Source organism: Streptomyces sp. NPDC048278, assembly GCF_040652195.1.
In the GTDB taxonomy this organism is placed as follows: Bacteria; Actinomycetota; Actinomycetes; order Streptomycetales; family Streptomycetaceae; genus Streptomyces.
Genome location: NZ_JBEZLP010000001.1, coordinates 652,658 through 676,518 on the forward strand (window position 1 = coordinate 652,658; position 23,861 = coordinate 676,518).

General features: G+C 71.1%; 20 protein-coding genes and 1 pseudogene. 8 read left to right on the top strand and 13 right to left on the bottom strand.

Going from position 1 to position 23,861, the window contains the following annotated elements; genetic code table 11:
• Positions 1-14: 14 nt before the first annotated feature.
• Positions 15-344, top strand: coding sequence for an antibiotic biosynthesis monooxygenase (locus AB0D74_RS02985; protein ID WP_362580163.1), 330 nt, complete (start codon positions 15-17; stop codon positions 342-344).
• A gap of 42 nt (positions 345-386) precedes the next feature.
• On the opposite strand, the gene AB0D74_RS02990 is transcribed toward AB0D74_RS02985, so the two are convergent.
• From AB0D74_RS02990 to AB0D74_RS03020, 7 genes are all read right to left on the bottom strand, one after another.
• Complete coding sequence (locus AB0D74_RS02990; protein WP_362579818.1) at positions 387-1,412, bottom strand: isocitrate/isopropylmalate family dehydrogenase; 1,026 nt, start codon at positions 1,410-1,412, stop codon at positions 387-389.
• 91 nt (positions 1,413-1,503) lie between these two features.
• Entirely contained in the window at positions 1,504-2,652 is a 1,149-nt protein-coding gene (locus tag AB0D74_RS02995) for an MFS transporter (RefSeq protein ID WP_362579821.1), read from the bottom strand.
• A gap of 41 nt (positions 2,653-2,693) precedes the next feature.
• Positions 2,694-3,755, bottom strand: coding sequence for a helix-turn-helix transcriptional regulator (locus AB0D74_RS03000; RefSeq protein WP_362579824.1), 1,062 nt, complete (start codon positions 3,753-3,755; stop codon positions 2,694-2,696).
• Positions 3,756-4,105: 350 nt separating this feature from the next.
• Positions 4,106-4,600, bottom strand: a complete 495-nt coding sequence (locus AB0D74_RS03005) for a YbaK/EbsC family protein (RefSeq protein WP_362579827.1) — start codon at positions 4,598-4,600, stop codon at positions 4,106-4,108.
• Between the two features lie 27 nt (positions 4,601-4,627).
• Entirely contained in the window at positions 4,628-5,854 is a 1,227-nt protein-coding gene (locus AB0D74_RS03010) for an MFS transporter (protein ID WP_362579830.1), read from the bottom strand.
• Between the two features lie 3 nt (positions 5,855-5,857).
• Complete coding sequence (locus AB0D74_RS03015; protein WP_362579833.1) at positions 5,858-7,120, bottom strand: ATP-grasp domain-containing protein; 1,263 nt, start codon at positions 7,118-7,120, stop codon at positions 5,858-5,860.
• 2 nt (positions 7,121-7,122) lie between these two features.
• The gene (locus tag AB0D74_RS03020; protein WP_362579836.1) at positions 7,123-8,553 is read right to left on the bottom strand and encodes a coproporphyrinogen-III oxidase family protein; all 1,431 of its coding nucleotides are present in this window, start codon (positions 8,551-8,553) and stop codon (positions 7,123-7,125) included.
• 305 nt (positions 8,554-8,858) lie between these two features.
• On the opposite strand from AB0D74_RS03020, the gene AB0D74_RS03025 reads away from it, so the two are divergent.
• On the top strand, positions 8,859-11,708 hold the full coding sequence (locus AB0D74_RS03025) for a BTAD domain-containing putative transcriptional regulator (RefSeq protein ID WP_362579839.1): 2,850 nt from the start codon (positions 8,859-8,861) through the stop codon (positions 11,706-11,708).
• A gap of 57 nt (positions 11,709-11,765) precedes the next feature.
• Here AB0D74_RS03025 and AB0D74_RS03030 read toward each other — a convergent pair whose 3' ends face one another.
• Positions 11,766-12,800: an oxidoreductase gene (locus AB0D74_RS03030; protein ID WP_362580164.1), complete on the bottom strand. Its 1,035-nt coding sequence runs from the start codon at positions 12,798-12,800 to the stop codon at positions 11,766-11,768.
• A gap of 270 nt (positions 12,801-13,070) precedes the next feature.
• On the opposite strand from AB0D74_RS03030, the gene AB0D74_RS03035 reads away from it, so the two are divergent.
• From AB0D74_RS03035 to AB0D74_RS03050, 4 genes are all read left to right on the top strand, one after another.
• Positions 13,071-13,487, top strand: coding sequence for an SsgA family sporulation/cell division regulator (locus AB0D74_RS03035; protein WP_362579842.1), 417 nt, complete (start codon positions 13,071-13,073; stop codon positions 13,485-13,487).
• 272 nt (positions 13,488-13,759) lie between these two features.
• Entirely contained in the window at positions 13,760-15,397 is a 1,638-nt protein-coding gene (locus AB0D74_RS03040) for an ABC-F family ATP-binding cassette domain-containing protein (RefSeq protein ID WP_362579845.1), read from the top strand.
• 98 nt (positions 15,398-15,495) lie between these two features.
• Positions 15,496-16,272 (top strand): dimethylargininase, encoded by a 777-nt coding sequence (gene ddaH / locus AB0D74_RS03045; protein WP_362579848.1) that lies wholly within the window; start codon positions 15,496-15,498, stop codon positions 16,270-16,272.
• Positions 16,273-16,499: 227 nt separating this feature from the next.
• A complete protein-coding gene (locus AB0D74_RS03050) occupies positions 16,500-17,474 on the top strand; it encodes an acyl-ACP desaturase (protein ID WP_362579851.1) in 975 nt (324 codons plus the stop codon).
• Positions 17,475-17,623: 149 nt separating this feature from the next.
• Here the strand turns inward: AB0D74_RS03050 and AB0D74_RS03055 are convergent, their stop codons facing one another.
• The gene (locus AB0D74_RS03055) at positions 17,624-17,878 is read right to left on the bottom strand and encodes a WhiB family transcriptional regulator (RefSeq protein WP_362579854.1); all 255 of its coding nucleotides are present in this window, start codon (positions 17,876-17,878) and stop codon (positions 17,624-17,626) included.
• Between the two features lie 259 nt (positions 17,879-18,137).
• Here AB0D74_RS03055 and AB0D74_RS03060 point away from each other — a divergent pair, with 259 nt between their 5' ends.
• A complete protein-coding gene (locus tag AB0D74_RS03060) occupies positions 18,138-18,929 on the top strand; it encodes a VOC family protein (RefSeq protein ID WP_362580166.1) in 792 nt (263 codons plus the stop codon).
• 18 nt (positions 18,930-18,947) lie between these two features.
• On the opposite strand, the gene AB0D74_RS03065 is transcribed toward AB0D74_RS03060, so the two are convergent.
• The 4 genes and pseudogenes from AB0D74_RS03065 to AB0D74_RS03080 all read right to left on the bottom strand — a co-directional run bounded on the left by AB0D74_RS03065 (position 18,948) and on the right by AB0D74_RS03080 (position 22,691).
• Positions 18,948-19,976: a LacI family DNA-binding transcriptional regulator gene (locus AB0D74_RS03065; RefSeq protein WP_362579857.1), complete on the bottom strand. Its 1,029-nt coding sequence runs from the start codon at positions 19,974-19,976 to the stop codon at positions 18,948-18,950.
• A gap of 89 nt (positions 19,977-20,065) precedes the next feature.
• On the bottom strand, positions 20,066-21,085 hold the full coding sequence (gene ligD / locus AB0D74_RS03070) for a non-homologous end-joining DNA ligase (protein WP_362579860.1): 1,020 nt from the start codon (positions 21,083-21,085) through the stop codon (positions 20,066-20,068).
• A 648-nt stretch (positions 21,086-21,733) separates the two neighbouring features.
• A pseudogene (locus AB0D74_RS03075) lies at positions 21,734-22,081 on the bottom strand (IS5 family transposase); the annotation flags it as partial.
• A gap of 22 nt (positions 22,082-22,103) precedes the next feature.
• The gene (locus AB0D74_RS03080) at positions 22,104-22,691 is read right to left on the bottom strand and encodes an NAD(P)H-dependent oxidoreductase (protein WP_362579863.1); all 588 of its coding nucleotides are present in this window, start codon (positions 22,689-22,691) and stop codon (positions 22,104-22,106) included.
• Positions 22,692-22,779: 88 nt separating this feature from the next.
• On the opposite strand from AB0D74_RS03080, the gene AB0D74_RS03085 reads away from it, so the two are divergent.
• Positions 22,780-23,268: a MarR family transcriptional regulator gene (locus AB0D74_RS03085; protein ID WP_362579866.1), complete on the top strand. Its 489-nt coding sequence runs from the start codon at positions 22,780-22,782 to the stop codon at positions 23,266-23,268.
• The last annotated feature ends 593 nt before the right edge of the window (positions 23,269-23,861 follow it).

A 23,861-nucleotide genomic window follows, 5' to 3' on the forward strand; every position in this document is an offset into this window, starting at 1 on the left:
GACGTGTGGAGGCCATGGTGATCCTCGTGCTGTTCAGGTCGCGCCTTTCCGAACGCGCCGACAAGGAGTACGACATCACGGAGGACCGGCTCGCCAGGCGGGTCCGGGAACTCGCGGGCGACGACCTCGTCCACATCAAGAACTACACCTCGGACGACGGTGAGCGGCTGGCACTGGTGTGGTGGCGCGACCCGGAGACGCTGGAGCGCTGGCGCACCGACCCCGAGCACCAGGAGGCCCAGCGGCTCGGCCGTGAACAGTGGTACTCCTTCTACGAGTTGACCGTCGCCGAGGTGATCAGGACCAGTTCCGGCGAGGACCCGTCGCGCTATCCGGGCCGGTGAGCCGCCGGCCGGCGCGGCACCGACCGGCCGGGGCGGCGCCGGTCACAGGGCGGCCAGCACGGCGGCCGTCGTGCCGGCGGTGCCCAGCGTGCCGCCGAGATCCGGGGTGACCCGGCCGGCCGCGACGGCGCTGCCTACGGCCTGCCGGACCGCCCGGGCCTCGTCGTCGTGGCCGAGGTGTGCCAGCAGCAGCGCGGCCGACAGGATGGCGCCCAGCGGGTTGGCGGTACCGGTGCCGGCGATGTCCGGTGCGGTGCCGTGCACCGGTTCGAACAGGCCGTAGCCGGTGGTGCCGTTGAGACTGGCGGAGGGGGCGAGGCCGATGCCGCCGGCGAGGGCGGCGGCGAGGTCGCTGAGGATGTCGCCGTACGAGTTGTTGGTGACGATGACGTCGAAGGAGTCCGGGTCGGTGACCAGCCGCATCGCGGCGGCGTCGACGTAGAGGTGGGACGCGGCCACCCCCGGGTTCCGCCCGGCGGCGGTCTCCCAGCAACGCTGCCACAGACTGCCGCCGGACCGGACGGCGTTGGCCTTGTCGACCATGCAGACCCGCCGACGGGCGACGGAGAAGGCGAAGTCGAGGATCCGGGAGACGCCGTGACGGGTGCTGACCTCCGCGTCGATCGCCGTCTCCCAGGGCGACGCCGGATGCACGGCCCCGCCGACACCGCTGTACAGGCCCTCGGTGTTCTCCCGGACGATCGCGCAGTCGAAGCCCCGGTGCGCGGGGTCGCGCAGGGGGCTGAGCCGGTCGTGCCACAGCCGCACCGGCCGGTAGTTGGCGTACAGGTCGAAGCCGAGCCGCAGCCGCAGGAGCACTCCGCGCACATAGTCGGTGTGCTCCAGCGACGGGTGGCCCACGGCGCCGAGCAGGGTGGCCGAACTGGCGGAGATCCGCGCGAAGTCGGCGTCCGACAGCGCCGTCCCCTCGCGCCGGTACGTGCCCGCGTTCACGTGGTCCAGGACGTCCGGCGAGAGGTCCGTGCCGAGGGCCTCCAGCACCCGCAGCGCGGACTCGACGACCTCCGGGCCGATGCCGTCACCGGGTATGACGGTCACAGTCCTCATGGGCCACCTTCCCCGAGCGGAAATCGTCGCCGTCGATCACGGAGGGAAGGCTAGCCGCGGGCCCGGAGGCGCGGGCCGGATCTTTCGGTTGTCATTCATGCCGGCTGTCCCTCCCGCCGGTCACCGCCCCCTCCGCTCGCCCCACCGGGACCAGCAGGGCCGCCAGCGCCACGGCCGTGACCAGCCCGCCCACGAGGAACAGCCCGCGCACTCCGACGGTGGGCAGCAGGAGGCCGCCCGCCGACGCGCCCGCCGCCACGCCCACGTTGAAGGCGGCGGAGTTCCCGGCCAGTCCCAGCTCGGTGCGGCCCGGCACCGTGCGGAAGACCAGGTTCTGGGTCGCCATGAAGAACGGCCCCGTGGACACCCCGAGCAGGACCAGAGCGCCCACGGTGACCGCCCGGCCGTGCCCGCCGCTCGCGTACAGCCCCCACAGTCCCGCCGTCTGGCCGGCCGCCAGCAGCGCGGGCACGGCACGCGGAGAGCGGTCGAGGACCGTACCCGCCAGCACCACGGCGGCGAACCCGGCACCGCCGTACACCGTCAGCAGCACGCTCACCGAGGCGTCGGGAAACCGCCCGGTGCCGGTCAGGAAGGCCGTCAGATAGGTGAATCCGGTGAACACGCCGGTGGCCGACAGGGCCGTGGCGGCCAGGACGGCGGTGAAACGGCGGGCGTCGGGGGCGGTTCCGCGCGCGGCGTGCCCCTGGCCGGGAGCCGTGGTCGGCAGCAGCGCGGCGACCACGGCGAGGGCGACCAGGCCGACCCCGCCGAGCACCAGAAACGGTGTGTGCCAGCCCCATGCGATCCCCAGCCAGGTGCCGGCCGGCACCCCCAGCACCTGGGCGAGCGAACCGCCCACCGACACGAGGCCGATGATCCGGCCGCGCCGCGAGGGCGGGAAGAGACCGACGGCCACCGGACCCGAGACCGCCCAGAAGAGCGCCTGGGCCAGCGCCGTCACGATCCGGGCCGCCAGCAGTCCCGGGTAGGACCGTCCGATCGCCAGGGGCGCCCAGCTCGCCAGCGCGAACACCGCCAGCACTCCTGTGAGCAGATGGCGGCGGGGTATCGCACGGGTCACCTGGGCGACGGGCAGGGACGTCGCGGCCACCGTCACGCCGTAGCCGGTGACGAGGAGGCCCACGGCCGGGAGGGACACGCGCAGGTCGGCGGAGATGGGCCGCAGCAGGCCGATGGGCAGGTTCTCGGTGGTGTTGAAGGCGAACGCGGCCAGCATGAGCGCGGCGAGGACGGCGGAGCTCCGCCTGCCGGGGAGTTCTATGCCTCGATGCCCCTTCCCGCGCCGGTGATCCAGCCCATCCGGGCCGCGTGCACACCCAGTTGGTACCGGGTCTGGACATTCAGCTGGACCATGAGGGAATTGACCATGCGCCCCACCGTCCGCACCGATATTCCCAGCTTCCGGGAAACGCTTTCGTCCTTCATTCCTTCCGACATCATCTGGAGCATGACCCGCTGCTGGGCCGTCGGCTGCTGCCCGGAGTCCGTCCCGGATTCCTCTTCCGGGACGTCTGGTTCGTTCGCGGAGCCAAACGGGGCGGAGTTGAGCCAGCAGAACTCGAAAACCTCGCGTAATAGGCGGGTGATCTCCCGCCCGCGCAACATCATGACCGTCGAACTCCCCCGGTCCGGAACCCCCGGTGTCACGGCGAAGGAATCGTCCACGATCAGCAGTCTGAACGGCACGTGATGGAGCAGGCGCACCTGCATTCCGTCCGTGTCGAGGGCCTTGAGATGCGTGTACCCGTGCGAACTGCGGGCCGTGGAGGCCAGATGGACGGTGCGCATCCGCACGCCCCGCTCCATGGCCCTGCGGTTGCGGGCCCGGCCCGTCTCCAGCGCCTCGACCGAGTTGGGCACACTGGTGTGCACGCTGAGGATCTCGTCCGTCGCCGACTCGGCCGCGTCGCTGAGCATCTGCTCGATCCGCCGGCGGTCGGTGATCATGTCGGCGTAGATGACCTGCATCTTCGCCGCCTGCGTATGGGTGAACTCCGAGGCGACCACGGACATCGCCGCGTGGGTCGCCTCCATCTCACGCTGTATCAGGTTCCACATGCCCTCGCCGCGCTGCATCAGCCGGGCGAGGGAGACTTCCGGGGTGGAGGTCACGTACCGCACCGGGCATGCCTCCTCCTGCGTGTCGGTCGACTGCACCGGTTCCAGGAGGCCCAGTTCGATCAGGCGTTGCTGTGTCTCACCGAGCCGCGCGGTCGGAATCCGGACCAGATCGGCGGCTTCCGGCACGCCCAGACCGGCGTTCCTCGACATGGCCCGGTAGAGTTCCTGCGCCCATGCGTCGAGATCCCGCGCCGTCACCGGAGCGTCCCCCTTCCTATTCCGCGCAACACCAGCACCCTACCCAAGGGTAGCGAAAATCCAACACCCTCGAACATGGTCGAACAAGGTTGGCCAATTCCGGTCGGCTGCGAGGGAACGGAAAATAGCCGACGGGGAGAAGTCGACGTTCGCGGGCCCGGAAGAAATACCCGTCCACCTGCCTGGAACGCCTCCGAATGCCCCTCCCTGATACCTGAAGATAATCAGCCTGTTGCTTCCACCGGGACGGCTCGCCGAGGAAGTATGAGCAGCTCCCGGACGTTCTTTCACCAACTCACCGTAAAGTTCGCGATGGTGACGTGAACGCGTCCCGGCGGTCGAACGCCCGCTCAGGCCGAGGTGATGTCGGCGACCACGGCCTTCGGCGGGACCCGGACGAGGTCCGCCGCCTCCGCCTCCACGGTGCAGTGCGGCCGGCCGCTCCCGACCAGCACCGGGCCCATCCGGGGCACCGCGGCGTCGAAGACCACGGTGACGTCCGGAGCGTCACAGACGGGACCGACCCCGCCGCGTTCCATGTCCAGCTTCCGCAGGGCCGCCTCGTCGGCGGATCTCAGGGCCGAGCGCGACACTCCCAGGACCGACGCGAGCCGGCCGTAGCGGATCCGGGCCGGGCCCGGAACGGCCGCCAGCACGAGGCGGTCGGGGCCGACGGTGAAGGCCATCGTCTTCAGCGAGTTCTCGATGTTCTCCTCGGTGAACCCGGTGCGGGTCCGGATGTCGTCGCCGGTGCGGATCTCCGCATGCCGGTGCACGGTGAATTTCACCCCGGCAGCGGTGAGGAGCACGACAGCGGGTGGGGACGAAGTCGGTGTGTTCTCCATGTTTCTCCGATCGCAACTGGTCAGGAATCAAACCCGGTCGCCTCTCATGCCCGAGGCGACGGCCGCCGCCGCGAGCAGGGCGATCCCGCCGAAGACGAGCCACGCCGTGGCCCCTGCGCCCTGCCACAGCGCGACTCCGGCCACGGGGCCGATCGCGGTCCCCACCCCGAACACGGCCTGGGACGCGCCGAGATACCTGCCGACGATCTCGCCGGAGCCCGCCTGCGCCGGGTACGCCACCATCGTCGGGGAGCCGACGACCTCGCCCAGCGACCAGACCAGCGTGGCCACCGCGAAGCCCACGACCCCGAACGGCAGGCAGTACGCGGCCAGCCCGGCGGCGACCAGGACCACACCGCAGGCCGCACCCAGCCGCCGCGGCCAGTGCTGCACCCTTCTGGTGACAGCGAGCTCGCATGTGATCACCACGAATCCGTTGAGCGCGACCATGACGCCGTACACCATGGTGGGCCGGCCTGCGTCGTGGACGGCCAGCGGCAGGACGGAGACGTACTGGATGTAGACCGCCGAGTAGGCGAGCATGCCCACGAGGAAGCACAGGTACCGGGTGTCGCGCAGCAGCGCCAGGTACCCACCGCGCACACCGGGTTCGCGGGACGTCCGGGCCGCGCGCGGCGGGTCGGCCGGCAGGGCCCGCCGGCAGATGAGGGCACACATCAGCGCCGCGACGGCCTCCCCCCAGAACAGCAGCTGGTAGGAGACCGCCGCCAGCAGGGCTCCGAGCAGCGGCGCGGCCGTCGTTCCCAGGTTCTGCGCCATGCGGTACAGGGCGAAGGCCATCACATGCCGCTGCTCCGGCACTCCGGCGCTCACCAGTTGGGCGGAGACGGGCCGGTAGACCTGGCTGGTGACGCCGAGCGCGGTCACGACGACGAGCAGGACGGGGAACGACGTCACGAGCGGAACACCGGCGGTGAGAAAGGCTGTCGACGCCATCGACCCGGTGATCGCCCGGCGGGCCCCGATGCGGTCCACCAGCCAGCTGCCCAGCAGGACGCCGAGGATCGCGCCGGCACCGTTCGCGCCGAGCGCGACGCCGGCCCGCCCGGCGTCGTACCCGTCCTGCACCAGGTACAGCACCAGGAACGCCTGGAGAAAGCCGCCGAGCCGGTTCACGAACACCCCGGCGATCACTGCCTTGACCGCCCGCGGCGCCGCTCGCCAGGTGGCGACCGCGCCGGTTGCCGCGGTCTGCTCCGCGGTCCGGTACGCCGTCGACGGTCGCCTGCCCACGGCTCAGCCGCCCGGCACGACGCGTACGGCACGCTCGGCCGCGTCCAGCGCCTCGGCGCACTGCCCGGCGGTGTCACCGGTGACGATCACCAGGGCGTAGCGGCAGGTGACGTGCGCGGCGGGCGGCAACAGCAGTTCCTGTCCCGGAGTCGCGAGGACCTCCACGAGTTCCACGGCCGGCGGCAGGCTGGAGCGGTCGACCCGCACGGAGCCGACGACGGTGTCCCGTTCGGGATACAGGAAGCGGATCGCCGCCGCTCCCCGTGGCCCGGCCGGGACGGCCGGCCGTTCCCCGAGTGCGAGTGACACGGCGGCCAGAGCGGCGTCCACTCCGGTCACCATCCGCCCGAGGTAGGGGATGAGGTCGCCGCCGCTGCGGGCGTTGATCTCCACCAGCCGGGGCCCGCGTGCGGTGAGCCGCCACTCGGTGTGCGTCCAGCCGCGGGTGAGGCCGACGGCGGCGTGTGCCGCATGGAGTGCCCGCGCCAGCTCGGGGTCCCGCAGCAGGGGGTCGGCGGCGTCGACCGTGTGGCCGACCTCCTCGAAGTGGGGCGGGAATCCCAGGTGCTTGCGGGCGACGAAGACCGGGGTGACCTCGCCGTCCCAGCACAGGCTGTCCACGCTGATCTCCGGCCCGTCGAGGTACTCCTCGACCACGACCGGTTCCGGGAACCGCTCGCGCACCTCCGGCATGGATCGCGTGGCCACCGACTCGAACACCTCGGTCAGGTGCTCGGGGCCGGTGACCAGAGTGGTTCCGTTGCTGCCGACCAGTGCGCGCGGCTTGAGCACCACCGGGTACCCGATCGCCGCCGCGGCCCGTAGCGCCTCCCCGGTGTCGCGGGCGGCGACGGCGCGCACGGGCGAGGCGTCGTGGCGTCGCAGCGCGTTCCGCGTGGCCAGTTTGTCGCGGCACGTGGCCACCACCGCCGAGGGCATGGTGGGCAGGCCCAGGCTCTCGGCGAGCAGCGCGGAGGGCAGGATGCGGGTCTCGTCCCAGCACAGGATGCCGCTGACCGGGACGGAGCCCGCCGCCACGTCGTGGGCGGCCCTGAGCATCGCCTCGTGGTCCAGCGTGTCGACGACCGTGTACCCGCAGACCAGCGGCTGGTCCCAGGTCGGCTCCTCCTCCTTGAACACCCAGATCCGGTGTTCCTTGGCCACGGCCTGCAGCATGTAGCCGCGGGTGAGCTCCCCCATCGGACTCACCAGGATCAGCAGCGGCCGGTCGGCCCCGTCCGATCCGGTCGAACTTGATCGGAGCATGTTCAGCGCGCCCCCGACAGCCGCGGACGCGCAGCCGGTGAGACGCCGGCACCGACGGGATCGCGTTCGATGGGTGAGAAGTCGTAGCGGTCCAGCGGGTCGTGCTTGAGGTCGGTGATCGACAGGTTGGTGGAGCGGATGCGTGCGCGCACACTGTCGCTGGCGAGCTTGATGGCAACGCTGTCGGCGAACGGGGCTCCCCTGTCGGTCACCGAGACGACATCGGGGCCGATCTCCAGCAGCCCGTTGTCCACGAAGGGCCGCAGTTCGGCGGCGAACTGCTCGGCGGGGTCGACGCCGTACCTCCGGCGGAACTCCTCGCGGTGCACCCCGCTGGACCGCAGGGCGAACATCACGGCGCGGCGCATCCGCTCCTCGACGCCGAGATGCGCGCCGCGCCACACCGGCGGCCGGCCGCTCTCGACCGCGTCCATGTAGCCGCCGACCGTGCACTCGTTGTAGTACTGCGTGTGGCCGACGTAGCCGAACCCGGAGACGCCGAAGGGCAGGAGGTTGATGTCCTCGGTCGAGTCGAACTTGCTCTCCTGCTGGCGCGAGTGGTGCTCGTCCTGCGCGTAGTAGAACAGCGGGCCGCGGCGGAAGCCGATCTCCTTCATGATCGCCTCGGTGGCGAAGTGCATGAGCAGCCGGTCCCGGTTGCCCGGGAAGATCTCCGGGTTCTTCCGGTAGTGCGCGGAGATGGGGTCGGCCTGCTTGAACATCAGGGGGAAGATGTTGAACTTCTTCACCCCTGCCTCGACCAGGGTGCGGATCGACGTGTACCAGTTCTGCAGGTTCTGGTACGGCAGGCCGAAGATGAGGTCGACCGAGAGGTTGTCCACCCCGCGTTCGGCCAGCATCCCCAGGAGCCGGTGCACGTCCGCCGCGGTGTGGCCGCGGTTGAGCTTGCCGAGGATCTGGTCCTCCATGGCCTGCACCCCGAACACCCAGCGGTTCACGCCGGCCTCCGCGACGGCGTCGAGCCGGTCCGCGTAGTCCGGTGCGTCTATGACACCGGGATGGAGTTCGAACGTCATCTCCGTCTCGGCGGTGACCCCCACCGCGGCGCGCAGGCTGCGGGAGACCTCGGCGATCTGCTCGGCGTTCAGGTACGAGGGGGTGCCGCCGCCGAAGTAGACGGTGGCCGCGGTCGGACGGCCGGCCAGATCGCCCACCAGGGCCAGATCCTCGCGCAGCGCGCGGACGTAGCGTGCGACGCGCTGGTCCTCCGGCAGTATTTCCTTCGCGAAATGACAGAAGGTGCAGCGCTGTTCGCAGAATGGAATGTGGAGATACACATTGCACATTCCCGTCGCCCTCGGCAGGAATTCCATGGGGTCCACGGGGTCCATGGCCTTGAGCGGTGGATAGGTGCCGATCAGGTAGTAGTTCTCGATGGGCTGCAGGATCCCCAGTTCCGTCAACTGGGCCAACGGGAGTCCCGCGAGCGCGGACTGAGCCTCATCAGCGACCTGCCGAAAGCTGGGAAACGAAGCGAGCGCGTCCATTCCTCACCCCTTGAGATTGATCTGGGGCCCACGCTACGAGTTCGTCCGTACCAGCGAGTATCCGCCCGGTGTCCCGAGGGATCGGCGGGTGCCCGTGCGGTGTTGGCCTGGTGTCTCCGCGGTGGCCGAATCGGTCCGTCGCGTCAAGTGGCCCTGATTACGATGGCGTTCAGGCCCTCCACCCGTTTCCCAACAGGAGTGCGCAGCACGGAGCGGAGAGGAGCGTTGCCTTGAGGTTCGGCATCCTGGGTCCCGTCACCGCCTGGCACGACGACGGGTCCGAGGTGAACCTGGCGGGATGGCGACCACGCTCCATGCTGGCGCGGCTGCTGCTGGATCCCCGCGAGGCCGTGTCGGCCCAGGATCTGGTGGAGGCCTTCTACGGCACGGAGTTGCCCGACAGCGTCGGCAGCACACCCAAGACCGCGGCCAAGCTGTTGCGGCAGGCGCTCGGCACGCAGCGGGACCTCGTCGAGACCGTCCCCGGTGGCTACCGGATCGCCGCCGCCCCCGAAGACATCGATGCCCATCGCTTCCGCGCCCTCGTGGAGCAGGCCGAGCGGCAGGACACCCAGGAGACGTCCCGGACCCTGGCGGAGGCACTGGACCTGTGGCGCGGGCCGGCCCTGGCCGGACTGAGCAGTGCCGTGTTCCGGTCGGCCGCGTCGCGGTGGGAGGAGATGCGGCTGGTCGCGGTCGAGCGACGGCTCGGCGCGGATGTGGAGCTCGGCCGCCGTCACGACCTGGTCGGCGAGTTGTACCAGCTCACCGAGAAGTACCCCAAACGTGAGGCGCTGCGCGCCCTGTTGATGAGGGCGCTGTTCCGTTCCGGCCGCACGAGCGAGGCGCTGGAGGTCTACGCGGCCTATGACAAGCAGGTCCGCGGCGAGTTCGGAATCGAACCGTCACCGCAGCTGAGCCGACTGCACCTGCGCATCCTCCACATGGATCCGGAGTTGCAGGAAACGGCTCAGGACCGGCCGGCCACGCCCGTGGCGGTCGGATCCGCGCCCGCACCGGCGCCCGGCCCGGCCTGCGCCCCGGCCAACCTGCCCGCCCGCCCCCGCGGAATGATCGGCCGCACCGATCAACTGACGCGCATGCGAAGCGCGTTGACCACGACCGCGGCGGGGTACCTGCCGATCGCGGTCCTCAGCGGACCGGGCGGCTACGGCAAGACCACGCTGGCCACGGAGGCCGCCCACCGCATGACGGGCGACTACCCGGACGGCCAGCTGTACGCCCACCTGTCCGGCTCCCGGTTACGACCGGCGAGCGCCGGTGACGTGCTGGCCCGGTTCCTCACCTTCCTCGGTGTCTCCGAGATCCCGGCGACGGTCGACGCCAAGGCCGAGGTGTTCCGTGCGGCCGTGGCCGGCAAGAGGCTGCTCGTCGTCCTCGACGACGCCGCCACCACGGCACAGGTGTTGCCGCTGCTGCCCGGGGAACCACGCTGTGCGGTGATCGTGACGAGCCGCAACCCGATGCCCGGCCTCGGCGGCGGGCACATCGTGCTCGGCCCGCTCGACCACAACGAGGCCGGCGAGTTGATCAGCGACCGGGTCGGCGCCGACCGCAGCGGTGCACCCGGTGTGCTGAAGCGGCTGATCAAACTGTGCGGCGGCATGCCCCTGGCGCTGGACCTGGCCTGCGCCCGGCTCGCCACCCACCCGCACTGGGATCTGCCCTACCTCGCCGACCGGCTCGCGGACATCGACCAGCGGCTCTCGGTGCTCGACGTCGACGGCCGCGATGTCCGGACCTGCTTCGAGCTCGGGTACCAGCTCCTCTCCCCGGGGGCCCGGGCCCTGCTGCGGGCGATCGGCAATCTCGGCGTCGGGGAGATCAGCGCCTGGACCGCGGCGGCCCTCGCGGACAGCACCGTCGGCGAGGTCACCCCACTGCTGGACGAGCTCGCCGCGGCCCACCTGCTGACCATCACCGGGACCGTCCCCTACGTGCACTGCCGACTCCACGACCTGGTCCTGGCCTACGCCCGCGAACGGGCGACGACCGACGGCGACCCGGCCGAGCTCTGCGCCGAGCTGAACCGTGCCTTCGGCGCCCAACTGGCCCTGACGGACGCCGCCTACGCCGCGATACACGGGCCCCAGCAGCGCGCCCTGAACGGCGGCACCGCCCGGTGGACGCCGGTGGACGTACCGGCGTCGATCACGGGCTCGGCCACCGAGTGGTTCGTGACCCGTCTGTCGCACCTCTCCCAGATGGTGCAACGGGCGGCCGAGGCCGGCCTGCACGAGGCCTGCTGGGAACTCGCGGTCGCACCGCAGACGGCTCTGGAGGCCGGCGGCTACTTCGACCTGTGGCACACCACGCACACGCACGCCCTGGCCTCGGTGGGCATCAGCTACGGCGAGGCCGTCCTGCTGCACTCGCTGGGCTACCGCGCGCTCGTCCTGCGCGACTACCTCGACGCCGAGACCCACCTGCGCCGGTCGGCGGAGATCTTCAGCCGCCTCGGCGACACCGAGGGACAGGCCGCCGTGATGGTTCTGATCAGCGACACCTGCCGGATCCAGGGGGATCCGACGGCCGCCCGGACGGCCTGTGAACGCGGCTTCGCCCTGCGGCCGGACAACCGGCGCACGCTCGCCAACCTGTGGCTGAACCTCGGCCGGTCGCAGACACATCTCGGTGAGCTCACGCAGGCCACGGAGTCGCTGCGCCGCTCGCTCACGCTGTACGAGCAGAGCGCCGACCGGCGGGGACAGGCCGAAGCCCACTGCGACCTGGCGCGGATCTTCGTCCGCCAGTCCGACCTCGACGCCGCGTCCGGCGCCTTCGGCGCGGCGTTCCACCAGGCCAAGGCCGTCGGCGACACCCTCGGCATGGCGTACATCCTGACGGACCTGGGCGAGGCCCACGCTCGTCTCGGCACGGCGGAGAAGGCGTACCCGTTGCTGCTCGAAGCCGCGGATCTCGCCCAGCAGGCGAACAACGCGTACGTCCAGAGCCGCGCCCGGCAGGTCCTCGCCGAGCTGATGCCGAGCGGGCGCTCCGACACCGTTCACACGGTGCTCACGCCCGGCCCCGACGGCGAGCACGGAGAGCTGCTCTGACCCGCCCTCCGGAGCGCGCCCGGGGCCTCGTCGTGTCCGGGAACGGGTGCCCGCCGGTCAGTTCTCCAGGCGTGCCGCCCGTCCCTGCTCGCCGGCCGCCCAGCAGCTGAGGTCCGGGGTGCAGGCCACGGTGTCGTACGAGCCGGTGTCGACGGTGCGCCAGGTGCGACCGCCGTCGGTGGTCAGGTCGGTGCCGGTGGGACCGACGGCGAGGGCCGTGGTGCGGCTGTGCGCGAGCCAGGCCACGCCGGACCGGTAGGCGGGCGGCGGGGTGGCGGCGGCCCGCCAGCTGCGACCGCCGTCCGGGGTGGCCGCCGCCGCCTGCGGCGAGGCCTGGTCGGCTCGGTAGTCGCCGCCGACCGCGAGGCCGTGGGTGCGGTCCCGGAAGGCGACGGCGAAGACGCCCTTGGCCGGATCGCCCGCCGGGATCGTGGTGTCGGCGGCGGTCCAGGTCAGGCCGCGGTCGGTGGAGTGCAGCACGCGCGCGTGCGCGCCGCCGCCGGTGGCCAGCCAGGCGTCCCGCGGCCCGGAGGCGACCAGGCACTGGCCGCTCGCCGCGAAGCCCGCCTCGCCCGTCAGCGCGGCCGGCATGCCGTCGTCCGGCAGGACGCGCCAGGAACGGCCGCCGTCACTCGTCGACAGGATGCGGAACCTCCCGTCGACCGGGTCGCTCATGGCGAGGCCGTGGCGGCGGTCGAAGAAGGCCATGCAGTCGTAGAAGGCGGCGGGGTCGGTGTTGCGGAAGGACTCCGTCCAGGTCCGGCCGCCGTCGTCGGTGCGGTAGACCCGGGACGCCTCGCCCTCGCCGATGGCCAGCACCACCGCGCGGCGCGCGTCGAACGCCTCGACGTCCCGGAACTGGAGGTCGCCCGCGCCCGGCGGGGAGACGTTGTGCCAGCTCGTCCCGCCGTCCGTGGTGCGCAGCACGGTGCCGCCGGTACCCGCCAGCCAGGCGGTGTGCCGGTCGACGGCGGCCAGGCCGCGGAACCGCACGTCCGGGGTGCCGGTGTCCTTGAGCGCCCAGTGCGGGGCCCGTGCCGTGGCCTGTGCCGGACCGGCGGTCAGCGCGGCCAGCGCCGCCGCGCACGCCACCCCCACCAGGGCCGGCCGGCCGGTCCGTCGGGCTCGTCCTGTGCGTCGCGTGCTCCCCAAGCGCCTCATGGCGCGCGAAGCTAGCCGACCGCCGAGGCGCCGTCCAGAGGGCCCCGGCCGCCGCCGGCAGGTAAGCCCCGGGTGTGAATAGGGCCGGTGACAGAGGTCACTCGCTCTTCGCGTGCACGGATCGGCCACTTCCTTCGTCTCTTCCAGTGCCAGGTCTCACACGCCCGGAAATTCGTACCACCGTCACGAGGGAGCAAGGCGTTGTCCATCGTCATCGAGCAGCCCGTAGAGGCTCGACTGGTCGCCGCGTCGCCGCGCATGCCGAGCATTCCCGCCACCCTGTGCTACGACCGCGAGGACCCCTTCGCCGTACGCATGACCTTCCCCGCCCCGGCCACCCTGGAGGGGGTCGACGTCTGCTGGACGTTCTCCCGCGAGCTGCTGGCGGCCGGACTGCACGCGCCGGAGGGCAACGGGGACGTCCGGGTGCGGCCGTACGGCTACGACCGGACCGTGCTGGAGTTCCACGCCCCCGAGGGCACCGCCGTCGTCCATGTGCGCACCGGCGAGATACGCCGCTTCCTGGAGGCGACCGGCGACCTGGTCCCCACCGGTCGCGAACACCTCCAGCTGGACCTGGACCACGACCTGGCCGAGCTGATGCGGGACGCCTGCTGACCGGCGCTCCCGCCGCGTCAATTGCGTTGACACCCCCCTGTGGGTCCTCCTAGCGTGTGTACCGGTCCTGTTGCCGCCGATTGGAGAAGGACGTTGCTCGTCTGAGGTCCTGAGACACCGCGTCACACCCGTGAGGTGTGTCTGTGGCGTTCGACCTCGGCGTGTGAGCCGTCCTCCCGGCGCGGGATCCCTCCCCGGCCCTTTCGGCTTCTGCCTCGCGGTGTCTCGACACGCGTCCGTCACCCGACACCGCAAGCAACCGCGAGGCGCCCATGTCAGCATCCCTGACCATCACGTCCCTGTCCTTCGCCTGGCCCGACGGCTCCGCCGTCTTCGACGGCCTGGACATCTCCTTCGGCCCCGGCCGCACCGGCCTGGTCGGTGTCAACGGATCGGGGAAGTCGACGCTGTTGAAGCTCGTCGCCGGAGAACTCACCCCGGCCGACGGCTCCGTGAAGGTGACCGGTGAGGTCGGCCACCTCCCGCAGAACGTCACGCTCGACACCGCGCTGCGCGTCGAGGAGGTGCTCGGCATCGCCGCCCGGCGGGCCGCGCTGCACGCCATCGAGGCGGGTGACGCGTCCGAGCGGCACTTCGAGGCGCTCGGCGACGACTGGGACGTCGAGGAGCGCGCCCTGGTCACCCTCGGCGAACTCGGGCTGGGCCACATCGGTCTCGACCGGACCGTCGGCGAGGTGTCCGGCGGCGAGTCGGTGCTGCTGCGGCTGGCCGCGCTGCTCCTGCGCCGGCCGGACGTGCTGCTGCTCGACGAGCCCACCAACAACCTCGACCTGTACGCCCGCAAGCGGCTGTACGCGGCCGTCGCCTCCTGGCCGGGCGTCCTGATCGTGGTCAGCCACGACCGCGAACTCCTCGACCTGGTCGACCAGATCGCCGACCTGCGGGACGGGGAGGTCACCTGGTACGGCGGCAACTTCTCGGCGTACGAGGAGGCCCTCGCGGTCGAACAGGAGGCGGCCGAGCGCATGGTGCGGGTCGCCGAGGCCGATGTCCGCAAGCAGAAGCGCGAACTGTCGGACGCCCAGGTCAAACTGGCCCGCCGCAAGCGGTACGGGCAGAAGATGTACGAGCAGAAGCGCGAGCCGAAGATCGTCATGGGGGCGCGCAGGCGGGCGGCGCAGGAGTCCGCGGGCAAGCACCGCATCATGCACGAGGAGCGGCTCAGCGAGGCGAAGGAGCGGCTGGACGAGGCGGTGGAGGCGGTACGGGACGACGACGAGATCCGCGTCGAGCTGCCGTACACGGCCGTGCCGCCGGGCCGGAACGTGCTGACGCTGGAGAACCTGGAACTCGCGCACGGCTCGCGGGTGAAGGGCATCCTCGACCTGCGCGGGCCCGAACGGATCGCGCTGGTCGGACGCAACGGCGCGGGCAAGACGACGCTGCTGCGGACGATCGCCGGGGAGCTGGCGCCGCTCGCGGGCGAGGCGCACGCGCACGTGCCGATGCGTTTCCTGCCGCAGCGGCTGGACGTCCTGGACGACGGGCTGACCGTCGCCGAGAACGTGGCCCGGTTCGCGCCGGACGCCGGCAACAACCGGATCCGGGCCCGGCTGGCCCGCTTCCTGTTCCGGGGCGCCCGCGCCGACCAGAAGGCGGGGACGCTCTCCGGCGGCGAGCGCTTCCGGGCGGCGCTGGCCGCGCTGCTGCTCGCGGAGCCCGCGCCGCAGCTGCTGATGCTGGACGAGCCGACGAACAACCTCGACATGGCGAGCGTCCGGCAGCTCACCACGGCCCTGGAGTCGTACGCGGGGGCCCTGGTCGTGGCCAGTCACGACCTGCCGTTCCTGGAGTCGATCGGGATCACCCGGTGGCTGCTGATGGCGGACGGGGAGCTGACCGGCACAACCCCGGACGAGGTGGCGCGTCTCGGTGAGGGCACAGCCTGACGACAGGGGTTTTGTCGACACCGATCCGCCCTGCATGATGGCGGTCCGGCGCCCCCACAATGGGCGCCGGACCGAATCACCGACCCCGGAGACCCGCCGTGCCCAGCAAGAAGGCCCTCATCCGCCGCCCCAGCCCGCGCCTCGCCGAAGGCCTGGTGACGCACATCGAGCGGGAGAAGGTCGACGTCGAGCTCGCCCAGGAGCAGTGGGAGGCGTACGCGGAGACGCTGCGCACGCACGGCTGGGAGACCGTCGAGGTGGACCCGGAGGACGACTGCCCGGACTCGGTGTTCGTCGAGGACACGGTCGTCATGTACCGGAACGTGGCGCTGATCACCCGGCCCGGCGCCGAGTCCCGCCGCGCGGAGACGGCCGGGGTCGAGGAGGCGGTGGCCCGCCTCGGCTGCTCGGTGAACTGGATCTGGGAGCCCGGCACCCTGGACGGCGGAGACGTCCTCAAGGTCGGCGACACCGTCTACGTCGGCCGCGGCGGGCGGACCAACGCGGCCGGGGTGCAGCAGCTGCGGGCCGCGTTCGAACCGCTGGGCGCGCGGGTGGTCGCCGTACCGGTGAGCAAGGTGCTGCACCTGAAGTCGGCGGTGACCGCGCTGCCCGACGGAACGGTGCTGGGGCACATCCCGCACGTGGACCGGCCGTCGCTGTTCCCGGGGTTCCTGGCGGTGCCCGAGGAGGCGGGCGCCCATGTGGTGCTGCTCGGCGGCGGCAGCCTGCTGATGTCGGCGAGCGCCCCGAAGACCGCGGAGTTGCTGGCCGACCTGGGCCACGAGGTGGTCACGGTGGACATTTCCGAGTTCGAGAAGCTTGAGGGGTGTGTGACGTGCCTCTCGGTGCGGCTGCGGGAGTTGTACGCCTGACAGGTGATCGTTTCACCTCTTCAGCCCCGGGACCTGCGCGTCCCGGGGCCCGTTGGCATGTCCCGATTCGCCTTGTGCACCGCGCCTGATCAGCAGTCTTTACAGCGCACTTAACCTACGGCTTCGTAACCTACGGATTCGTAGCCTACGATCACGTAGGTTTCCGGCCCCGCTCGCCGGTTCTCTCCCGTTCATCCGCTCTTGTTCGGCGTCCCCCTGGAGTTCTCGTGACGATCACTTCTCCCCACCTCGGCAGCCCGTCCGCGTGGACCGACGCGCGGCTGCTGTACGCCCTGGAGGAAGTGGTCGAGAACGAACTCAACCGGCATCTGAAGGTCGCCAAGGACTGGATGCCGCACGAGTACGTGCCGTGGACGGACGCCCGTAACTTCCCCGGCTTCTTCGAGGACGGCGAGGCCTGGGGCAAGGAGCAGTCCAAGGTCACCGAGATCGGTCGGATCGCGCTGGTGGTGAACCTGCTCACCGAGGACAACCTGCCCAGCTACCACCACGAGATCGCCTCGCTGTTCGGCCGGGACGGCGCCTGGGGCACCTGGGTGCACCGCTGGACCGCCGAGGAGGGCCGGCACGGCATCGTGATGCGCGACTACCTGCTCGCCTCGCGCGCCGTGGACCCGGACAAGCTGGAGCAGTTCCGGATGTCCCACATGAGCGAGGGCTTCGAGTCGGACAACCGGCACTCGATGCTGCACTCGGTCGCCTACGTCGCCTTCCAGGAGCTCGCGACCCGCATCTCGCACCGCAACACCGGCCACCAGTCCGGCGACCCGGTCTGCGACCGCATGCTGGCCCGCATCGCGACCGACGAGAACCTGCACATGGTCTTCTACCGCAACCTCCTGAAGGCCGCGTTCGAACTGGCCCCCGACCTGACCATGCAGGCGGTCCGGGACGTCGTCGTCGACTTCCGGATGCCCGGCCACGGCATCCCCGGCTTCGAGCGGGCCGCCGCCCAGATGGCGATCGGCGAGGTCTACAACCTGCGCATCCACCACGACGACGTGCTCCAGCCGGTGCTGCGCCACCTGAAGGTCCTGGAGATCGACGGCCTCGGCCCGGAGGGTCTGAAGGCGCAGGAGGAACTCGGCCTGTTCATGGGCGGACTGGACGCGGAGGCCGCGAAGTTCGACGAGAAGCTGGCCGCGCGCAAGGCCCGGATGGCGGCACGCGCCGGCGCGTGACACGACGCCGACAGGGCGCCCGGATTGTCCGGTGCGCCCTGTCGGCGGTCTGCGGCATCATGCCCGCTGCTGGTACTTCTCCGGGCAGCGCTCGGTGAACCGCACGGCCCGGACCAGCAGGGCGGCGGGGACGTAGGTCTCCGGCCGGATCAGCGGGCCCCGCGGCGCAGTTCCAGGCGTTCCTTCTCGGACATGCCGCCCCAGACGCCGAAGCGTTCGTCGTTGTCGAGCGCGTACTCCAGGCAGGCCGAACGCATCTCGCACATGCCGCAGATGCGCTTGGCCTCGCGTACCGAGCTGCCGGGCTCGGGAAAGAAGAAGTCCGCCCCGGTCTGCGCGCACAACGCCTGCGCCTGCCAGGCCGGGACGGGCGTGCGGGGCGGGGTGATGGTGTCGAAGTGCATGGCCAGGATCGTGCCGGGCGGCGAAAAACGTTCGCTCAACGCCCGCTCAACGCCCCGGCGACAGGGCACCACAGCCTCGATCATGCTCTTGCGCGCCACGCCCGCGCACGGCGGCGCGCGGAACGGATCCGAAACTCGGCGATTGCGTCGGGTGACCCTCGGTAACCGGCCGCCGGTGGGCGTGGTCGGGCAGCGATTGTCAGTGGGCGGTGGAAGACTCGGCGCAGCAGAGAACAGGACCCTTCCGAGGAGGGCGATGATGCTCACCACCCGTTTCGTCAACGGCGCTCCCAACTGGATCGACCTCGGCACGCCCGAGATCGACGGCGCCGTCTCCTTCTACAACGGTCTCTTCGGCTGGCAGTTCCGGTCGGCGGGGCCCGACGCCGGCGGTTACGGCTTCTTCCAGCTGGACGGCCGGACCGTCGCCGGAGGTATGCAGACCAGCCCGGAGCAGGGTCCGCCGTCCTGGACGGTGTACTTCCGGAGCGAGGACGCGCAGGCCACCGCGAAGGCGGCCGAGCAGGCGCACGGCAGCGTCCTCGCCCAACCGATGGACGTGATGGGCCAGGGCCACCTGGCGCTCCTCACCGACCAGGCGGGCGTCCCCTTCGGCATCTGGCAGCCTGCGCTCACCCAGGGCGTGGACGTGGCGGGCGATCCGGGTTCGCTGTGCTGGGTCGAGCTGTACACCCCGGACATCGCGGCTGCGGCTGCCTACTACCACAAGGTGCTGGGTCTGGAGACCTCCGGCGTGCCCTTCCCCGGCGGCACCTACACCTGCGTCAACCCGGCGGGCGGCGACGACGCGTCGATGTTCGGCGGGATGGTGCCGCTGGCCGAGGACCCGGCCGAGGCGCAGGCCGGCGCGTACTGGCTGCCGTACTTCGAGGTCGAGGACCCGGACGCGGTGGTCGAGAAGGCCCAGCAGACGGGCGGCCGGGTGCGGATGCCGGCGACCACGCTGGAGGGGGTGGGCCGGATGGCGAAGCTGGCCGACCCGTACGGCGCCCGCTTCGCGGTGATCAAGGGCGAGCCGCAGGGGAGCTGAGGCGAGCGCCGGGGCGCCTCACGCGGTCGCACGCCGTATCAGCGTCGTGGGCAGGACGACGCTGGACGGCGCGCCGGTCGCGGACGTGTCGCGGGTCAGCGTGGACAGCAGCAGGCGGGCCATCAGCCGGCCCATCTCCTCGATGTCCTGACGGACCGTCGTCAGCGGCGGCTCGGTCTGTTCGGCGACGGGCAGCACGTCGTCGAAGCCGATCACGGCGACGTCCTCGGGCACCCGGCGGCCCCGCTCGCGCAGCACGCGCAGGGCGCCGAGGGCGGTGAGGTCGTTGGCGGCGAACACGGCGTCCACGTCCGGGCAGCGGTCGAGGAGTTCGCCCATGGCGCGCTCGCCGCCGGAGGGGGTGAAGTCGCTGGCGACGACCAGCCGGGGGTCGCTCTCCCCCATGACGTCCCGGTAGCCCTGGAGGCGGTCGGCGGCCGAGGTCTGGTCCAGCGGTCCGGTGATGTGCGCGATCCGGGTCCGGCCGAGGCCGGCGAGATGGCGTACCGCGTCCTCGGCGCCGCCCCGGTTGTCGCAGTCGACGTACACCGCGCTGTCCGTGCCGTCGCTCCAGCCGGGCCGGCCGCCGAACACGGTGGGGACGCCGGCGCCCTCGATCAGACCCGGCAGCGGGTCGTCGAGGTGGAGGGAGAAGACCAGCGCGCCGTCGACATGGCCGCCGGCGAGATAGCGGGCCACCCGCGCGTGGTCGTCCCGTCCCTCGGTGAGCAGCAGGACGAGCTGGCTGTCGTGGGCGGTCAGTTCCTTGCTGATGCCGCGCAGTTGTAGGGCGAAGAAGGGGTCGGTGAAGATCCGGGTCTCGGGTTCGGCGATGACGACGGCGACGGCGTCGTGCCGTCGGGTGACGAGGCTGCGGGCCGCCTGGTTGGGGACGTAGCCGAGTTCCTCGACCGCCCGCCGGACCCGCTGGACGAGGGGCTCGCGCACGCCGTCCCCGCCGTTCACGACCCGTGACACGGTGGCCCGGGACACCCCGGCCCGCGCGGCCACGGCCTCCAGCGTGGGGCGTGCCACTGCCTCGGACACCTCGGCCCTCCTCCCCGGCGGTTGACGATCAGCATAGTCCCGGGCGCCGCCCGCCGACCGCCGCCGAACGGCCTGCCCGACTCCCGCCGTCAGGAGGGCTGTTCGGGCCGGGCCCGGCTCGGCTGGACGCGCTTGGGCTCGCCCGGCATCTTCGGGTACTCCGGCGGATAGGGCAGGTCGCCGAGGCCGTGCTCCTCCTCGTCGCGTCGGGCGAGTTCCAGGAGGGCGTCGAGGGAGTAGGCGTGGTCGTCCATGTCGGCGTGCACGTCGCCGAGTTCGGCGAACCGGGCCGGCATCGTGGCCAGGTCGAAGTCCGCGGGCCGCACGTCGTCGACCTCGTCCCAGCGCAGGGGCGCGGAGACGGGGGCGTTCGGGCGGGGCCGCAGGGAGTAGGCGGAGGCGATGGTGCGGTCGCGGGCGGTCTGGTTGTAGTCGAGGAAGATGCGCTCGCCGCGTTCCTCCTTCCACCACTTGATGGTCACCCGGTCCGGCATCCGGCGTTCCAGCTCGCGGCCCACGGCGATGGCGGCGCGCCGGACCTGGGTGAAGGTCCAGCGGGGTTCGATGGGCACGAAGACGTGCAGGCCCCGGCCACCGGAGGTCTTGGGCCAGCCGCGCAGTCCGCCGAACTCGTCGAGGACGGCGCGCAGTTCGTGGGCGGCGCGGACCGCGTCGGCGAAGTCGGTGCCGGGCTGCGGATCGAGGTCGATGCGCAGCTCGTCGGGGTTGTCGACGTCGGCGCGCCGCACCGGCCAGGGGTGGAAGGTGAGCGTGCCGTACTGCGCGGCCCACACCACCGCGGCCTCCTCGGTGGGGCACATCTCGTCGGCCGTACGGCCGCTGGGGAAGGTGATGTGGGCGGTGGGGATCCAGTCGGGCATGCCCTTGGGGGCGCGCTTCTGGTAGAACCACTCGCCCTCGACGCCGTCCGGGTAGCGCTGGAGGGTGGTGGGCCGGTCGCGCAGGGCGCGCAGGATGCCGGGGGCGACGGCCGCGTAGTAGCGGGCGACGTCCAGCTTGGTGAAACCGCGCTCCGGGAAGAAGACCTTGTCGGGGCTGGACAGCCGTACGGTCCGGCCGGCCACCTCCAGTTCCACCGCTTTCACCATGCCGCCACGGTAGGCGCACCACCCCCACCCCGCATATCGGCCCGCCGCGCCCGCGCAGGGCGGGCCACGTGACGAGCGACGGTCGGGGACCCCTCGTACAGCCGGAGTCCGATTCTCCGCCTTCACAGATACCTGCAGGTCAGATGCGGTTTCAGCAGAACCACAAGAGATCGTTTCTCACAATCGTCTCACCAGGTGAAACGCCTCCCGGACGGCAAGGTGACGGCCGCCGCGGGCGGCGCGCTCAGCACGATCGGGAACGTCGGGAGAGTCCCAAACCACCTCGACGGGCAGACCGTGACCACATGTGTGGTCACGCGGTATCGGATCCCCGGGAACCCGAACGCGCCGTCCGGGACCTACCTGGGGTCGACGGCCGGCAGGTCGGCGAACGGTGATCTCCTGCGCCGAGCGAGCGGTGGCCCGGCGCAGCACTTCGACCAGGGCGGCTACATCCAGGGCCCGGGCACTGGCACCTCGGACAGCATCTACGCAAGGTTCGCGTCGGGCGCTGGGTGCGTTTCATGATGCGGGACCCGGACGGGCAGTTCCCCGCTCTGTTCGACGCCGTCCTGGCCGATGCCGGGCGGCCCAGCGCATGGTCGGCCGCCGGGTGTGCTGAACCCTCCACCCCGCCATTCGCGCCCACCCCCTTTTCCGGGCACCGGCCGCGTGCTGGTGGGAGCGGTTGATGGTGGAGTCCACCGACACGGTCCATTCCACCGCTCCGACGGAGGCGTCCCGCGCCTGAATCTGCTGCAGGAGGCGGGCCCAGGTCCCATCCCGCTCCCAACGGGCGAACCGCTCACAAACCGTCTGCCACGGCCCGTACCGTTCCGGCAGGTCACGCCAGGGAGCACCTGTTCGCAACCGCCATAACACGCCGTTGATTACCTGCCGGTGGTCACGCCACGGACGGCCGGGTCCATCGGCAGCCGGCAACAGGGGCTTCAGCGCCTCCCATGCAGGGTCCGTCAGCTCGCCGCGTCCTGTCACCGGATCGGTCACGAACTGGCCCTCATGCAGCCGTGGGCGTCTGCGTCCCGGCTTGGCGCACCCCGCGCAGGGCGCCGGACCAGGCGATCACCTGGTCGAGCATGTCGCCTACGGCGCTGTCGAGGCCCTCCTGGGGGACGAAGGTGCCGGTGTGGAACGAGGGGTGTGTCGAGATGGTGGGCTGGGCGCGGACCGTGGCCACCTGGAGTTCGGCGAGGACGAGTCGCAGCGCCTCGGCGGCCCGGGCCCCGGCGACCCAGCCGCCGTAGCTGATGATCCCGGCGGCCTTGTCGTTCCACTCCCGGTAGACGTAGTCCAGGGCGTTCTTCAGGGCTCCGGGGTAGGAGTGGTTGTACTCGGGGACGAGGAACACGTAGCCGTCGAAGCTGTCGATGAGTGAGCCCCAGGCGCGGGTGTGGTCGTGCTGGTACTGCTGGAAGTTCGGGTTGCCAGGCTCGTCGAGGTTGCCGAGGCCGTGGTCGGCGAGGTCGATGAGTTCGTAGTCGGCTCCACCGTGGGCACGGGCGGCCTCCAGTGCCCAGGCGGCGATCTGGTCGCCGCGGCGACCGGGGCGGGTGCTTCCAAGGATGAGTGCGATGCGAAGTGGCATGGTCTTCCTTCCCAGAGAGTTGTCACGTCAACTCTAGATTGATGAGAGTTGACATGACAACTCTGCTGGTCGCGGTATCCTCGGCGGCATGACGGAGACTCGATCGCTGGAACCCGAGGAGTGGAAGTTCTGGGATACCTGGATGCGCGCACAGCGTCTGCTCACCAGGGAGCTGGAGCGTGGTCTACAGCGCGACTGCGATGTCTCGAAGGCCGAGTTCAGCGTGCTGGTGACGCTGTGGCAGGCCGCCGGCCGCGAGATGCGTGTCGGCGAGCTCTCCGAGTCGCTCGACTGGGACAAGAGCCGCGTCTCACATCAGCTGACGCGCATGGAAAAACGCGGCTTCGTCGAGCGCACCCCATACGCGGCCGATGGTCGCCGCGCGGGGATCGGGCTTACCTCCGAGGGTCGCCGCGCCGCCCAGAATGCCGTGCTCGTGCACGGCGGCAACATCCGCCGCCACTTCCTCGACTCACTGACCCCCGAGCAGGCATCAGTCATCCGGGCATGGAGCGAGCAAGAAGTCGATCGCCTCGACCGGTATGGCAGCGACGCTGCCAGCGAGGGCGCGTCCTAGACCGCGTCTGGCACCGCCCTCACAGAACCCGCAGATACGTCCCTGGGCATTGTCAGACAGGCCCTAGTGCGGTGCGGAGCGGTCCGCCGGCTCCTTCGACACCGCGGACGCGTCCCGTTCGTCGGCCGCCTCCTTGCGCCGGTCACGCCACCAGTTGATCCCCCTGGGCAAGAGGCCGTTCTTCTCTGCCCGGGGTTCGAGCAGCCGGATCAGGTACTGGAACGGCCTGTCGTCCTCGGGAACGTAGTCGCCCTTGAACCAGTTGCCGAGTTTGCCTTCTGCCCAGCTTCACGATCGGCGTCTGCTTCCCACCCTGCGTCTCGATCTGGGTGTACGAGAGGCCCGAGGCGTCCTTCAGCTTCTGCAGTTCCCCGGCCAGCCGGTCACGCGCTGACGTCTCCCCCATGGGTCTCCCTGTTCAGTGGTTCAGGCCTCTCGCTGAACACTCCGGCGCTCCGGCCCTCATGTCGTCGTCACCCACGACGACACGAGGGAGCAGAAGATGAAGATCACCACGAACGATCCTGCGGTACGCCCTGGACGCCCTGGACCAGTGGCTCCACATGTGACTGCTCATGGCCCCACCTGATGTC